This window comes from Ruegeria sp. CDSC045 (assembly GCF_059610725.1).
On the sequence record NZ_JBXWOE010000002.1, the window covers coordinates 145193 to 161192 of the forward strand.

The 16000-nt window shown below is 57.0% G+C and carries 10 protein-coding genes and 1 tRNA gene; 7 read left to right on the plus strand and 4 right to left on the minus strand.

The features are described 5' to 3' along the window. Position 1: 1 nt before the first annotated feature. The 5 genes from AC2FH6_RS05860 to AC2FH6_RS05880 are packed head-to-tail and all read left to right on the plus strand — an operon-like array spanning position 2 to position 9266. The gene (locus tag AC2FH6_RS05860; protein WP_496700789.1) at positions 2 to 703 is read left to right on the plus strand and encodes a copper chaperone; all 702 of its coding nucleotides are present in this window, start codon (positions 2 to 4) and stop codon (positions 701 to 703) included. Continuing rightward, positions 690 to 2297: a S8 family peptidase gene (locus AC2FH6_RS05865; protein ID WP_496701663.1), complete on the plus strand. Its 1608-nt coding sequence runs from the start codon at positions 690 to 692 to the stop codon at positions 2295 to 2297. The genes AC2FH6_RS05860 and AC2FH6_RS05865 overlap by 14 nt, the downstream gene beginning before the upstream one ends. Before the next feature lie 7 nt (positions 2298 to 2304). Then, complete coding sequence (locus AC2FH6_RS05870; protein ID WP_496701665.1) at positions 2305 to 4113, plus strand: S1 family peptidase; 1809 nt, start codon at positions 2305 to 2307, stop codon at positions 4111 to 4113. Further along, entirely contained in the window at positions 4110 to 7232 is a 3123-nt protein-coding gene (locus tag AC2FH6_RS05875) for an ATP-binding protein (protein WP_496701667.1), read from the plus strand. The genes AC2FH6_RS05870 and AC2FH6_RS05875 overlap by 4 nt, the downstream gene beginning before the upstream one ends. A gap of 51 nt (positions 7233 to 7283) precedes the next feature. Next, positions 7284 to 9266 (plus strand): DNA/RNA non-specific endonuclease, encoded by a 1983-nt coding sequence (locus tag AC2FH6_RS05880; RefSeq protein ID WP_496701668.1) that lies wholly within the window; start codon positions 7284 to 7286, stop codon positions 9264 to 9266. A 37-nt stretch (positions 9267 to 9303) separates the two neighbouring features. Here AC2FH6_RS05880 and AC2FH6_RS05885 read toward each other — a convergent pair. From AC2FH6_RS05885 to hutC, 4 genes are all read right to left on the minus strand, one after another. Next, positions 9304 to 9381 (minus strand) — tRNA-Arg (locus AC2FH6_RS05885). A gap of 625 nt (positions 9382 to 10006) precedes the next feature. Next, the gene (locus tag AC2FH6_RS05890) at positions 10007 to 11383 is read right to left on the minus strand and encodes a formimidoylglutamate deiminase (protein WP_496701670.1); all 1377 of its coding nucleotides are present in this window, start codon (positions 11381 to 11383) and stop codon (positions 10007 to 10009) included. A 44-nt stretch (positions 11384 to 11427) separates the two neighbouring features. Next, the gene (gene hutG, locus AC2FH6_RS05895) at positions 11428 to 12231 is read right to left on the minus strand and encodes an N-formylglutamate deformylase (RefSeq protein ID WP_496701672.1); all 804 of its coding nucleotides are present in this window, start codon (positions 12229 to 12231) and stop codon (positions 11428 to 11430) included. Between the two features lie 96 nt (positions 12232 to 12327). Then, entirely contained in the window at positions 12328 to 13032 is a 705-nt protein-coding gene (gene hutC / locus AC2FH6_RS05900; RefSeq protein ID WP_246097191.1) for a histidine utilization transcriptional repressor HutC, read from the minus strand. A gap of 216 nt (positions 13033 to 13248) precedes the next feature. Here hutC and hutI point away from each other — a divergent pair, with 216 nt between their 5' ends. Together hutI and hutH are read left to right on the plus strand one after the other, a co-directional pair. Next, a complete protein-coding gene (gene hutI / locus AC2FH6_RS05905; RefSeq protein ID WP_496700799.1) occupies positions 13249 to 14457 on the plus strand; it encodes an imidazolonepropionase in 1209 nt (402 codons plus the stop codon). Next, positions 14454 to 15989: a histidine ammonia-lyase gene (gene hutH / locus AC2FH6_RS05910; protein WP_496701674.1), complete on the plus strand. Its 1536-nt coding sequence runs from the start codon at positions 14454 to 14456 to the stop codon at positions 15987 to 15989. Before hutI ends, hutH begins: the two co-directional genes overlap by 4 nt. Positions 15990 to 16000: the final 11 nt, after the last annotated feature.

The following is a 16000-nucleotide window of genomic DNA, read 5'->3' on the forward strand; positions in this document are numbered from 1 at the left end:
CATGGCGTCGGCTACCGGAATAGATCGCCCTCGCCTGTTTGGACGGGCCGATATCGAAATACGCACGACACTTGGCGTGGCAGCGCTTGCATGGCTTTGGCTTGCTTTGGTGCCCGCGCCCTCATTGCATTGGCCGGCGATGGTTCTGGCGATGATGCTTCCAACGCTTGTTCCGCAGATCGCACATGTCCGCGCGCGCAGCTTCGCAGATCGAAGATCACGCGCGGCACTTCTGTTTGTTCTGCCATATCTGTTGGCCTGGCTGGTCGCAGGCGCGCTTGCTGCGTTTCTTCTGGCGCCGGTTCTGCACCAAACCGTGTTCGCGCCGTTGGCTTGCCTGTGCGCCGCAGCATGGCAGTTCAGCCCGCAAAAACGCAGCGCATTAAGGAAATGCCACAGCCGTCCGGTCCTGGCCGCCTTTGGTCCTAGTGCCGACCGCGATGTGCTGATCTTTGGGCTGACCTATGCGCGCGATTGCATCACCTCTTGCTTGCCGATGATGCTTGTCATGCTAGGGACCCATGACTTTGCCATCATGATCTTTTTGACTGTGATCATCCTGTCGGAGCGCGCCGTTCTTCGCCCCGACCCCCGCGCCAGCGCATTCACCCTGTTGCTGACCGCGCTTGCGCTTACGGCGTTGGCCCATGCGCCCCACCATCTTTTGCTTTTGTATAAGGATATTTGCCATGCAGGAATATGACGCCCTAACAAGGTCCGATGTCTCGCTCGACGGCGATCCGCTAGTCATTGAAGTGGTCTCGGATACACCGCAATCCTTGTCGGCAATTCAAGAACGTGTGGGTAGTGCACTTCCTGATGTTGCCACCAGTACCCAAGCGGTCTTTGACGCAGATGCGGATCGATTTTTCTTTGTTGAATTCCCCGAGATCGATCCAAAAGGCCAAGAGCGTGAGGTTTTTGCATTTGGCCGTGCCCTCCGTATGGCGCTGGACGTAGCCGAGGCCAACCCGGTCTTGCCAGACAGCCTGTACGGGGCTGCACATGTGGGTACGGAAAGCTTTCTCAGTTTCTGCGAAACCAAGCGCGACAACTCTCGGCCCTATGGCTGGCACCACAAACGGATCAAGACACCGCTGGCCTGGCAGCACACCCGGGGTCAGGGTAGCAAGGTCGCGGTGATCGACACGGGCTATTCCGACCATAGCGAACTGGCGGGCGTGATCGAAACCAACGGCATGTGGAATTTTGTCGAAGGGAACGGGGATGCGCGTGACCGGTTTTCAGGCGGCGTCCTTAAACATCCCGGTCATGGCACGCTTGTCACCTCGGTCGTCGGATCGCGGGGCGGGGCCGATATGAATGGCGACACCACGTCGCCCGGGGCAATAACCGGTACGGCCCCTGCGGCCAAGGTTCTGCCGATCCGGGCGATCAAATCGGTGATCGACATGACCCAGCTGCGTATTCCTGCGGCAATCTCTCATGCGGTCAGCCAAAACGCCGATGTCATCGTGATGGCGCTTGGCGGGCCGGTACGGGTCTCTTCGACGGAACAGGCGTTGCGCAATGCGGTACAGGCCGGGCTGGTCATCGTCTGCGCTGCGGGCAACTGTTATCCGAATGTGGTCTTTCCCGCCGCCTATGCATCACTGGAAATCTGCACAGCGGTCGCTGCACTGCAGCCCGACAGACGCCCCTGGCGCAAAACTGGGCGTGGCCCCGAGGTCAGCTTTTCGGCCTATGGCGAAAACGTGTGGGGCGCGGCCAAGAACAAGGCGACCGACCCAAACTCGGGTATCCGCGCCAGCCAGGGTACCACGCTTGCCACCTCAATGACTGGAGGCGTTGCAGCGCTGTGGGTCGCACATCACGGCGGTCGGGCGGCGCTGTTGCAAAAGGCCCAGAATGCTGGGACCACCGTTCAGGCGATGTGGTTGCACTGTGCCAAACACGGGATGAGCAAGCCAGCCGTCTGGAACGGCGCCACCGATCTTGGCGCGGGCATCATCAACGCTAAGGCGGTCCTGGACGCGCCGCTACCCACAGGCGCCGAAAGCCCGGCGGCACCCGACCCGAATGCAACCCCGACATTGAACATTCTGGTCTCGCATCTTGCGGGAACAGACAGCGAGGCCGCCGGAGAAATTACCCCAGACATGGCCGATTACGCCAATGAGATCATCTGGCTCAGCTATCGTCGCGGGGCCCGGAAGCGTATCGTCGAAAGCGATGGTGGGGCCGAGGCCATGGTTGGCGAAGACGCCCCGACCTCGGGGCTGGACACCGCATTGTCGGACAAACCGGCCCTCAGCGCCTATTTGGGCATGGGATAAGCCACGGATGGTGAATGCAGCGCATATCCGGATTGCAATCCGAAAGCATGAACCGATTGTGCGTCATGCTCTGACTGCGCTGTTTCCCGACCCTGATGACCCGGTGAATTATGAAGCCGTCGAGGAAAGTGTAGACGAAGATATCGGCGAAACGCTTGCCGATGTCTTGCTGGAAATTCTGGTCGACGCTGCGAAGGTCAAGCAGTTCCTCAACTTTCTGCGCGCGCGCGGCGCCGACCCTGTGCCGCGCGACCGTAACCTGATTTTTGCCGAAAACATCGCTCGGTTTGACGGCACCTTGATTGGCACACCGGCAAATAATTCGTTCGACTTTGCCGCATTGGGCGATTTTGCCCCGCGCGCGGAAAGCTTTCGCTGTCAGATCTGGATCAACAACACATTCGAAGGATCCGGCGCGTTTGTGGCCCCAAACCTGGTGCTGACCGCAGCCCATGTTCTGGACCCGCTTAACTCCGTGCCCGCCGGGGTCGACCCACGGCTTGAAATACTTGCCTCGGACGAAAAACGGTACCGGGCAAAATGCGTAAAGCTCTGGCCCTATCACACCAGTGAAAAGACCGGAAACCTGCCGCCGGGCGATGAGGTGGATATCGCGCTGCTGCGGATATTCCTGCCGCTGGGGCATACCTATGGCAGTGTCGATGTGACCGGCGACCCCCCCGATTTTGAGGGCGCGGACCTGTTCACATTGGTCCACTACCCCGAAGGTGTCACCAAGGGGTTCATGCCCGGCAAAGTGCACCGAGAACCTGGCGCCAAACGGTTCCCTCATGACATCGACACATCCGGCGGGTCATCGGGTGGCCCCGGTTTTGACAGCCAGTTCAGGTTTTTGGGCATCCACCAGGGCAAATGGGAGACAACGAAACGGCTTGTCCCTTTCGAGCAGTTCCGCGATGACCCCGACTTCCAAGATCTGATCAGCAAGAACTCGAAACAGCGGGACATGTGGTCGCTGAGCCGCGACATTGACGGGACCATCATCATCGGCCGCAACCAATTCGTATCCGGGCTTGCCTATATGCTGGATCATCCCAAGTCCAAACTGCGTGGGATCTGGATCAGGCGCGAGGATACGACGTCTATTCGTGGTCTCGGATTCAGCTATGACATGCTGGAATCCTATCTGCTGATGCAAGAAGCACCTAACGCGGCGCCGCAACATCGTTGCATCCGATTGGGGCCGACCCTGAATACGGACGATTTGCTTGCTGATCTTGCCGAGAAGGCCAACGGGACCGTCGCCTCGCCAGACGCTGCTGCTGGAACAACCGCCGCCCAGACTACCGATGTTGCATTCGAAGGCAGCCGCGCGGAGACCCTGATTGCTGACATGGATCAGGCCGCCAAAACCGCAGGGCAAACATGGTGGATCTATTTCGACAACCCGCCCGAAGGGCTCTCACCACGTGCCCAGGTACAGTTCGAGCATATCGCCAAATGCTTGCCCACATCCGAGAATCTGCGCCTGATCCTCGCAGGCTATGAGACCTATCGCCTGTCGCCCCTGCGTTTTGCCAATGTCGGCGCTGTCGACGGCGCGCAGCGCAGCGGCCTATTGGTGGAAGAGCTGGGACCATTCACACGTAGCGATGTTGAGGCTACAATTAACAGCATGATCACTTCGCTTGACCCGGCAAAAGAGCTGACACCGGCTGCTCGACGGGCAATGGTGGACTCTGCTCTGGCCGGGTTGAGCCCTGACAACACAGGTGAATTCGATGGCGAACATCTGGAAACCGTTGTCACCCGTGTTCGCCAAGAGGCCAAACGCTTTCTGGAGATAGAAGGATGAACGAGGCGCAGGAAGAACTCCGTTCGCGCCTGCTGCGCGCCGCCGCCCTTCGCGGGGCATTTGAACCACGGCAGCTTATGCGCGAGGTGCTGAGCGAGGATGAATACCGCAACCGCGTGCTGCGGGCGCGGCTGATGTCATCCCTTCGTGAGCTGAGCCATGTTGATAAGTCGGGCGACTCGACCAAATGGATTCTCCGCCTGACCGCCCGACATCGCGAATTGTCTGAGATGGAAGAGTTCGACTCGGCCACCACGCAGTCCGAGATCGTGCAGGCCCTGTCGGGCCAAGAGGGGTTCGCACCGGGCGCTCTGGATCACCTTATCGAGGCGGAAACAGATGAACAAAACCTGTCGCAGCACCTTGTCACGTTAGAGCGTGCAGGCCAAAAAGCGCCGGGATATGACCGTCTGTTCAGGCTGCGCAGCCGATTGAACCTGCTCAGACGCGAGCGCCGGTCAAAAGAGCGCCTGGGCGAAAAATTCGTGGGGCGTGTCAGCGAAATCGACAAGATTCAACGCTGGATCGACCACCCTATGCGCTCGGCCCCTTTGAAAACCCTGCATATCGAAGGTCAGTACGGGATCGGAAAATCCTACCTTCTGGAACGCATCATCCAGATTACAAGCGAACGCGAAGACGTCATCCTGATCCGGCTGGATTTCGATCAGCCCTCATTGCAGACCGGTCCAATCTTTGAAGAGATCTCGCGTCAGATCGGTACCGCAATACCCCAAGCGGCCCCCGAACTCCGCAAATTGCGGCTGCGCTATTCCGAACAGGTCACCCGAGAGATCTACGAAAGCTCGGACCTTACACCGCGTCAGTTGATCCTGGCGATGACCAACGCGGTGGCTGATGCCCGCCTGCGCCTTGTCATTCTGCTGGATACGCTCGAAGTACTGCATGGTCAGGGCGCGACCTTCGTGAATAACCTCATGAACGATCTGGATCGCTTTGTCGAAAAGGAACAGATCGAAGTATCGATCATCTCAGCCGGTCGCGGGCCGATTTTCGGCGAAGATCACCCAAGACGGGGCGAATACATCAAGCTCGACCAGATCGAAGACGAATTGGTCAATCAAACGCTGGATGAGGCCGGAATCCCCGAGGAATTCCGCGATCAGATCATTTTGCGCTGTCAGGGCAATCCGTTGAAATTGCGGCTGTTGATTGACGAGGTGCAGACCGAGGGCCGATTGGCCGAAGTCACCGAAGACGAGAATGACCCGATTGCTGCGGGCATCGTGAACCGGGCCATCACATCGCGCCTGCCCGTGCACCTGCGTGGCATAGCCAATTACGGCATGGTTCTAAGCGAGATAAACGCCGACAACCTGAACGGCATCGTTGCACCGGCGCTTGGGCTGGGTGACCTCAGCAGCGAAGCAGGCACAATCGTCGCGGATCTTGGCCTGCAATCCTGGCTGATGGACGCCGCCACTGATGGTCAACTGACCCATAAGGCCGACATGCGGCGGGACCTGCTAGAACCCACCTATAACCAAAGCCCCGTCGAAACCGCAGAGGTAAACCGTGCAGCTTGTGACTATTACGCTGACCGCGATCCGCTGTTGTTCCTTTATCATTCGCTTCAGCTTATGCGCGTCGGAGAAGCCCCTCCAAGCATCAATCCCTCACTGGCTGAACGCTTCCCCGAACAGCTGTTGAAAGAGCTGCCAATCGACGCGCAGGACCTGATCCGTCAAGCTCGCGGCCAGCGCTCGGCCCCGGTGCAAGAAACCAAACAACGGGAATACGGCGCCACTGGGCTGGACAGCAGTTCTGAACTTCCCCCCGAAGACCTTGTACAGGTTGAGTCCAAGGCCGCGACGGCACGAGCACGGATCGTCAAAGGTCGCGGTTATGTGGCCGCACCAGATAGTCGCGCAGTCAAAGACCTGCGAGCGATGTTGGAGCAGGGCCAGCGCCGCGAGGCAACACATATCATACGCGAAGGATTGAAAGGCGCCTATGATCCGGCAAGCGAAGTTGGCATCCTGATCCTGTGCCACAACTGGCAGAGCGGTCATTGGTCCATGGCGCGAAGCCTATTCAATTTGTTGCCAGCAGATACCTTGCTGAGAGAGGCACAACAAAGGCCCGAACTGGAAGGCCGGATGCTCCTAGAGATTTATGCCGAGTTTGAATTCGAAGAGCTCGTTAACCGACTCCGCGATAAGGACTTTCGCGACATAGCTCTTCGCGTCGTGAACAGCTCGTCTCGAATTGGAATGCAGTCAGCAGCGCTTGAATTCGCTCTTCTGGCAACGGGTATGAGCTTTGAGGGTGATCATGAGGTTCTGGGCCTGATCGCCCCCTATCTGGATCACGGCCCACGCGAGCTGACCTATGAAAGGCTCCGCTATGCGGCGGGTATCCGTCAGGAGTTCGGGCTGGAATATTCAGAGCCGGACATGCCCGACCCCGCTTTACCGACGGATGATTACGGGCTCGCGTTGGCCCCATTGAATCCCTATTTCGACCGGATGCTGGCGCTTGTGGAAGAGTTTCAAGCAAGTGGCCGAGGTCGTGTTCTGCGCGATTTGTCCAACCTTGCCACCGGCCTATATGAAGCGGCTGACATTTTTGCCCCGGGTTTACAGGGGATCAACAATGCGATGTCCCAGCTGTCAGAGCGTCCAACGGATGTGATTTCGCTATTGCGCGCGATGGGCCTTACCGCTGATTGGGCCGAGGGGTACAGTTTTTACCACCCGATCCCTGACTTGCCAACGCTCGCACGCGCGGCAAGACGTTGGCAACAAGTCATCGGCGGCTATTGGGCCTTCCCCTCACCACCGCCACCAGAATGGAATTCCACACGGGAATGGAGCGACCTGACATCAAGTCGAACCGTCGACCTTTTGGAACGCGGCAGTCATGGTCTGGCAGACCGAGTTCTAAACTTCTGGGCGGATCCTTTGAACGAAGGGCGCGGTAAGTCCACTCAAACCCTGCAACGCCGCCTTGCACCAGTCGCTCGGGGGCTCACCCATGGTTCAGGAACAGAGGAAATCCTTGGTTGGCTTACCAAAAGCCGGGCGCCCGTGGTGTTTCATCCGGCACTGACCATGTTTGCCGAAACAGGGCGGGGGCCAAAATACCTCGATCCCTAGAGGCAGATCGACTGAGTTTGAAAACTTCATATTAGCTGAGGAACCAATGCCATGAGCGATTTCGAAAAGGAAACATTCAGCCGGCTGGAAGGCCTTGGAAATGCCGGAACAATCGACAAGGCGCGCGAGGTTCTGGATGCCAGTCCGGGCATTCTTGGTGAAATGGGCCTGACACCGGATCGTGCCCGTGAATTGATGGGCGCACAGATGAATAAGCTGGAAAGCTTTGGCTCCACGCCCTCGCAACTTGAAGCCATCGTGCGCGCGGTCGGACGTCCGCCCCTGATCGTGCGCGGCGGCAAGGTTGAAGGCAAACAATCGCTGTCATCCGACTTTCCGCCGGATATCGACATTCGTATCGGCAAGGCCGAAGACAATATCGCCTCGGTCGGGCGGATCGAGTTTATCAATCATGACTTTAGCTGGGGTGGCACTGGCTGGGTGATCGAAAAGAAGGACGACCATCTGCTGATCATCACCAATCGCCATGTTGCCAAGCTGGTCGCGCGGCGCAGTTTCCTGGGCGATGGTGTCTTCATGTTTGCCCCTGGCAATGCCCGCTATGGCGCCCGGATAGATTTCCTCGAAGAGGTCGGCGCGGCACAAGACCCCGAACGGCTTTTCGACATTCGCAAGTTCACCTATATCGCCGAAGATGCGGCCGCAGATATCGCGCTTGGAAAGATCGACCTGCCCGCAGATACGGCCAATTTCACGCCTGCGCCGATCCCGCGCGCCGATACGGATGCCCAGCACGGCGAATGCGTCGCGGTGATCGGGTATCCCGCCAAGGATTCCCTGCGCAATGACCCCACGCAGATGTCCAACTATTTCAACGACCTGTATGACGTGAAACGCTTTTCGCCCGGATTTCTCATCGAAGATGGCGGCGTGACGATCCTGCGCCATGACTGCACGACTTTGGGCGGCAACTCGGGCTCGCCTGTGATCTCGTTGGACAGCGGCAAAGCAGTTGGTCTGCATTATGCAGGTACCTTCGGCGTCGGAAACTCGGCGGTCAGGATCAGCACGGTCAACGCATTGTTGGACGGGGCGGTGCCGACCTCGATCCCCGGAACTGAAATCGTCCGGCCAGAACGACCTGACGGAAACCATGACGCAGACCATTTTGAACCGCGCGACGGGTACAACCCGGACTTCCTTCAGGTGGCAGAGGTGCCTCTGCCGGTGGTACCGAATGCGTTTGGACTTGCCACTCCGTCGGATGCGACCCCGGAACGCCCCAACGAATTGCGCTATCAGAATTTCGGCATTCTCTATTCTGCGACTTTCAAAACACCGATCATTGCCGCGCTAAATATCGATGGTGCCAAGACCCGACCGCAAAAACGAGGTAGCGACAAGTGGTTCGCCGACCTGCGCATCCCAGCAAATGTCCAACTCGGCAAAGAGGATTATGATCACGCGGATATTGACCGGGGCCACCTGGTTCGCCGTGCGGCGACAAATTGGGGTGTCGATGATGCACAGGCCAAACAGGCCAATGATGACAGCTTTCACTATACCGCTGCTGCCCCGCAGCACCGGGCCTTTAACCGGAGCCACGCGCAATGGTTGGGTCTTGAGAACTTTATCATGACAAATGTGCGCACACATGGATTCAAGGCCTGTGTGTTCACCGGACCAATCCTGACCGGTGACGAGCCGATGTTGAAAGATACCGGATCGCCGGTACCCCTGAAGTTCTTCAAGCTTGTGACCATGCTGGCCGAAGAGGATGGCAGCGAAGGCATTCTTCGCCTTCATTCCACCGCCTATGTACTCAGCCAGGTTGAGGTCATCCAACAGATGCTCTCGAACCAGGGGAGCGTGGAATCTGTCGGTGGGTTTGAGTTTGGTGCCTATAAGACATTCCAGATCCGCGTCCGGGATTTGGAAAAATTAACCGGGCTGAACTTTGGCCCCCTTAGCGACGCCGACCCATTGGCGCAGCGTCTGACCGATGCAGAAAGCCTGGCGGGACAACCACGTCCGATCGTCACAGTCGAGAGCTTTGCCAACGTCGTAATCTGAGGGTGGCGGATGAATACTCAATTAGGAATTGTGCATTTGGCGAGCCGTGGAGGACTCGAACCCCCGACCTGAGAATTAGAAGTTCCCTGCTCTAATCCAGCTGAGCTAACGGCCCGCTCATATTCTGGCTGTATCAGCCAAATCCCTCGCCTTGTCAACTTGATGGAGAGATGAGGTTTTGGGGCAAAAAACCTCTCTGATTTCAGCATTATCTCTGACCGGAGCAAGCTTATACAGGTACCTTGATTGCTGGGTGGACTGCACCTCGAAGCCATGCCTCAAAAGGCCCTAACCGAGTCGAACTTACCAGACTAATTCAGGCCGCATATGCAGCCTGTCACGATGACGGAATACATCGGCAAACTGGGATGCCGCCACCTGCATCACTGCAATTTGATATTGCGCCGCGCAGTGGCAGACCTGTTTGATCAGATCTTCCGCAGATCCCAGCTGATTGCGGTGGCCGGAATTGTTAATAGCACCGCACACATGCCCAGACCCGTCATTGGGGGGTACGGTGATCCAGTTCCGTTTCGCTCAGATCCGCCAGCATCACGCGCGCCATTGATGTGACAAGGTTCGGAAGGCGCGTACCAACTGGAATGTTCGAGACCAATGGGCTGGGTGACAGAAAATTCCTCGGCGATCTCGGACAGTGTTTTCAGCCTGACCAGCACCAAGTGCCCCAAGGTTCTTAAGCTCGCACAGTAATGAGTTCCGCTGGTTCTATTCACCCTACATCATAGTTTTTGCGCCAACCGACGCATGGTGGAAATATATCCGGCGTCGATGGACTCGTGATCGGGGTGCTGACCATCTTCAATGACCTTTTGACCAGCAACATAGACGGCAATGATTTCTGCCTGCTGACCCGAGAACATGTGGAAATCCAGCACGGCTTCGGGCGACACCGCCGCCATCAGACCATTCCTATCGTAAGACAATTCTACAAAATCAGCACGGCACCCTTCTGCGATACGGCCGATATTGCGCCCGGCTGCACGCGCTCCACCTTGGGCGGCGGCTTGCCAGAGATAACCGCCGACATTGGGCATGTCCTTGGAGCACATAACATTGCGCTGCCGGTGCAGCAGGCGCTGACTATATTCCAGTGTGCGCAGCTCCTGAACTGCCTGGGTACAGATGTTGCTGTCCGAGCCGATACCAAAATGGCCATTTGCTGCCACGAAATCGACCGCCCGGAAAATCCCGTCTCCAAGATTTGATTCCGTCAGCGGGCACAGACCCACGGTCGCACCCGAAGCGGCAATGGCCGCAACCTCGGCGTCATCCAGATGGGTGGCATGGATCAGGCACCACGCGGCGTCAATCTGGACCTGGTCCATCAGCGCCGAAACAGAGCGTTTGCCACTATGGGCGATACTGTCTTCCACCTCTTTGGTCTGTTCGGCCACATGGATGTGAACTGGACACCCCGGCAACTGGTCTTGCCGAAGCTCCATAAGCCATGACATTTCATCTTCGGTTACGGCGCGCAGGGAATGCGGCGCGATTCCGAGGTTAAGCTTTTCATGCTGCTGCTTCAGGGTTTCGATCAGCAAAGCGTATTGATCGCGTGCATTGGTGAATCGCCTCTGAGCATCTTGCGGAGACAGCCCGCCGAAATTTGCGTGTGCATAAAACACCGGAAGATGCGTCAGGCTGAGGCTCGTTCGATCTGCAGCAGAGACAATAGCAGAAGACAGCTCCTCAGGTTGGGCGTAGTGCGCTCCATCCTCTTCGTTGTGCAGATAATGAAACTCGACAATCTCGGTATAGCCGCCTTTGAGCAATTCCATATACAGCTTGGCAGTGATTGCCTGCAGGTCCTCGGGCGATACGTTATGAGCGAAATAATACATCATTTCGCGCCAGGACCAGAAGCTGTCGACCGGATTCCGGCGCACTTCTGATAACCCCGCCATCGCGTATTGAAAGGAATGACTGTGCAGGTTGGGCATGCCCGGCACAACCGGGCTTTCAATCACCGGATAGGCGTTGGGATTGTCGTCTGCGACCAGTGCTCCAAACTCACCAGATTCCGTGACGGTTACAGAGATATTGCTAAGCCAACCCTGGTCCGTCAGTGCCTGTTTGAAATGAAATCCAGTTGTCATCCACTTTCCTTTACTTGGATGCCGTATCGGCGAGTCTGTTTGGGTCATCCACGGGTGGTGTTAACTTCATCCAGCAACGCGGTAACAAGGTTCTTGATCGCGGCGCCAAGCATCTCTGCCTTAGGGGGCACAAGGTCCCAAGGGGCGTGCTCGATCATATAGGTGGACTGTGCAATTTCGAGTTGCAGCGCATGAATGTTCTGGTCGGGTTGGCCATAGTGCCGGGTAATATGGCCTCCCTTAAAGCGGCCGTTTTTGACAAAGCTGTATTGGCCGGACCCCAGCGATCTTTCGGCGCAGGCCTCAAAGCGCGCGGCTGTGCTGGCCCCGCTATTTGTGCCCAGATTCAAATCCGGCAGCACCCCATCAAACAGCCTTGGCACTTCGGAACGGATGGAATGCAGATCCAACAGAATGCAGGTGCCAAACTGCGCCCTGATCCGCAGAATCTCAGCCTTGAGAGCCTGATGATACGGTCCCCAATAGGATTGGATGCGCGCCTGTGTCTCCTGCCCATCTGGCTCTTGCCCTTCCAGATAAAGCGGCTGACCGTCAAAATCGATTTGCGATATCAGGCCGGTTGTCGGACCGGAATAAAGCGGCGCGTCATCAGCTGAACGGTTCAGGTCCACCACATAGCGCGAATACTGCGCCGCCATGACACCCACACCCAATTCGGCACAAGGCAGCGCCAGCTTGTCCATGTGCCAATCCGTATCCTTCAGCTCCAGCGCGGCGGGTCGCAAACGGCGTTCTACCTCCGGATGCAGCAAGGTTCCGGCATGTGGGACATTCAGCAAAATCGGCGTTGAACCCGCCTTAAACGTCATCAGATTCTGAACAGCCATCGCGTTCCCTTTGTTTGATGTTCTGTCAGCCCATAATTCGGCGGACCGACGAAAACCGACATTTTTTACCGCCCCAAAAGCTGGACTCCGGTCAGATCAGAGATGCGTCGTCATCCGGTATCCCGGCGCAAAGTAAAGCTTGGCATATGTCACCGGCGCGCGACGCAGCCAGGTAATGCGTTCGGCAGTAAAGATCGGGTCGCCAGGTGGCGTGTCCAGGAACTTGGAGATTTCACCATCAGCCTTGGTCGCCATGAAACTAAGCTCCAGATTGCTGAATGGTACCCTGTTAACCAACCAGTCATTCGGCCCCGATTGTTCGAAACTTTCCTCCAACACTTCAGGTACAACGTCGGCAACTATCCATCGCACCTCAAGCTGAAACGCTACGTTGTCGGCATAATGCATACATCGCAGGTGCAAGACGTCCTGCTCTTTTTTCAGGTCGAGGCGTGATGCCAGCCAGGACGGTGCGGGTTGCACCTCTCGGTCCACCAAAGAGTACCGATAGGCCGCACCGGTGGCCGTTATCTCGTCACGCACCAAAGGGATCGCAAATTGCGCCTTTCTGATGGGAGAATTCAGAACCCGCGTGCCGGCCTTGCGTTTTCTTTCCAGGTATCCTTCTTCGGCAAGCTCTCTCAACGCCCGGTTGACCGTTGTTCGTGTACTTGAGAATTCAGCGGCCAAATCCATCTCGCTTGGCAAAATGGAATCCGGGCTCCAGATACCGGTTTGGATTCGATCCAAAACCACCTGCTTGATGTCCCGAAAGCTCATGTTCCCCTGAGGTCTTGCCATAAAACTCCCCAACTCAAAAACCGGCCTTATTTGGCTTATACATACACATTAGACATCTGCAATGAAGCATGTAACTCTGCCCCGCACCTAAGACCTCCACCTAATTTGACTCCAAGAAGGCGGCTTCGGCGCGATGCCTTTCATTATTTTGTGTACACATTATGAAGTAATCAGTATACCTATTTCAGAAGCATTGCAACTTGGGATCAGATTCTCATGACTGGTAAAACAACCCTTCGTGGCGCGAAAATTGCAACACAAGCCAGCCAGCAGGGCCCTTATGGGCTAATCGAGGATGGCATCATCGTAATATCAGGTGAGTTTATCGAATGGGTCGGACCCAGACGCGATCTGCCCGATGAATATACCGAGCTTGAGGCCGAGGATCTGAACGGACGCCTTGTGACGCCCGGTTTGATCGACTGCCACACCCATGTTGTATTTGGCGGCGACCGCGCCCAAGAGTTTGAAATGCGCCTGAATGGTGCAAGCTATGAACAGGTTGCGCGCGCCGGAGGCGGTATTAACGCAACCGTTCAAGCGACACGGGCCGCCAGCCTGGAAGAGCTGATAGAAAGTGCATTGCCCCGCGTCGACGCGATGATCCAAGAGGGCATGACCACTATCGAAATCAAGTCCGGCTATGGGCTAGAACAACAGACAGAACTGAACATGCTGCGCGCCGCGCGCGAAATTGGAAAACGTCGCCCAGTTTCTGTTCAAACCACATATCTGGGCGCCCACGCGACTCCGCCAGAGTACAAGGGGCGCGATGACGCCTATATCGACGAGGTCGTCATTCCGACCTTGCGGGCCGCCCATATAGAAGGGCTGGTCGATGCGGTTGACGGATTCTGCGAAGGGATCGCCTTTCAGCCCAAACAGATCGCCCGTGTCTTTGACGCCGCCGCTGCGCTTGGCCTTCCGCTTAAACTGCATGCCGAGCAGCTTTCTAATCTGGGCGGGGCGCAGCTTGCCGCCTCCTATGGCGCATTGTCTGCGGATCATATCGAGTATCTTGACGAAGACGGCGTGATCACCATGGCCCAGGCGGGAACAGCGGGCGTAATCCTGCCCGGTGCGTTCTATACTCTGCGCGAAACGCGTCAGCCTCCGATTGAGTTTCTGCGCAAACACGATGTCCCAATGGCACTGGCAACCGATTGCAATCCGGGATCATCCCCCCTGACATCTCTTCTTCTGACCATGAATATGGGCTGCACCCTGTTCCGCATGACGCCAGAGGAAACACTTGCGGGCGTAACCTGTAACGCAGCGCGTGCCCTTGGTTTGAGTGATCGCGGTATGATCGCAGCGGGTCAGCGGGCCGATCTGGCGGTCTGGAATGTGGGCCGTCCGGCCGAGCTTTCTTATCGTATCGGGTTCAACCCGCTTCACAAACGCATCTTTGGAGGTCAAGCGTGACAACTCTCACTCTGGCGCCCGGGCAGGCTACTCTGCCTCAGCTTGAAACCATCTATTGGGATGAAGCCTCGGTCATACTTGATCCGACGTGTCGTCCTGCGGTCGAGGCGGCCGCAAAACGGATCGCTATCGCCGCTGCGGGTGATGTACCGGTTTATGGCGTCAACACGGGTTTTGGCAAATTGGCCAGTCTCAAGATCAAATCTGAAGACACCGCCACTTTGCAGCGAAATCTGATCCTCAGCCATTGCTGCGGCGTAGGAAACGCGATGCCCCGCCGGATGGTTCGGCTTATGATGTCTCTTAAGCTATTGAGTTTTGGCCGTGGCGCATCTGGCGTCCGCTGGCAACTGATCAAGCTTATGCAAGACATGCTGGAAAAAGGCGTCACCCCTGTTGTTCCAAATCAGGGATCGGTTGGCGCGTCAGGCGATCTGGCACCTCTTTCACATATGACCGCAGTAGTGATCGGTGAGGGAGAGGCGGAATATAAAGGCGAAATTCTTCCGGGTGCCGAGGCGCTTGCAAAGGCTGGCCTGTCCCCGATCGAGCTTGGCCCCAAGGAAGGTTTGGCCTTTATCAATGGCACACAGTTTTCAACGGCCTATGCGCTTGCCGGTCTGTTCGAAGTCTGGCGTGCTGTACGCAATGCGCTGGTCATCTCGGCCATGTCCACCGATGCCATCATGGGATCAACCGCTCCGCTGCAGCCCGAAATCCATGCGCTGCGAGGACATCGTGGCCAGATCGAAGCGGCAGGTTCGATGCGTGAGATACTGGCGCAATCCGAAATTCGAGAAAGCCACCGGGATGATGATACACGTGTTCAGGATCCCTATTGCATCCGCTGTCAGCCGCAGGTGACTGGTGCGGCGATGGATGTCCTGCGACAAGCCGCACAAACCCTTTTGATCGAAGCGAATGCTGCAACAGACAATCCACTTGTGCTGACCGAAGCGGATATGATCGTATCCGGTGGTAATTTTCACGCGGAACCCGTTGGGTTCGCTGCTGACATGATTGCGCTGGCATTGTCCGAGATTGGCGCGATCAGTCAACGGCGTATTGCTCTGATGGTCGATCCAACGCTCAGCTTCGATCTTCCGCCCTTCCTGACACCTGAACCCGGATTGAATTCCGGCCTGATGATTGCCGAGGTGACGACAGCCGCTTTGATGAGCGAGAACAAGCATCTGGCCAACCCTTGTGTCACCGATTCAACACCCACCTCCGCCAATCAGGAAGATCACGTCTCGATGGCAGCGCATGGTGCGCGGCGGCTGGCCCGCATGGTCGAAAATCTCAACCACATCCTTGGGGTCGAGCTGCTCTGCGCCGCGCGTGGCATCGAATTCCGCGCCCCCCTCCAGACGAGCCCGTTGCTGCAACAGGCCATCGCACGGCTGCGCGAGGATGTTTCGAGCCTGCAAGAGGATCGCTATATGGCGCCCGATCTGAAAGCGGCAAAGGAATTGGTCGCGTCGGGCGCGTTGCTGAACGCGCTGAACGCCTCTTTGCCGGGCCTTAACTGATGGCGGTCTTT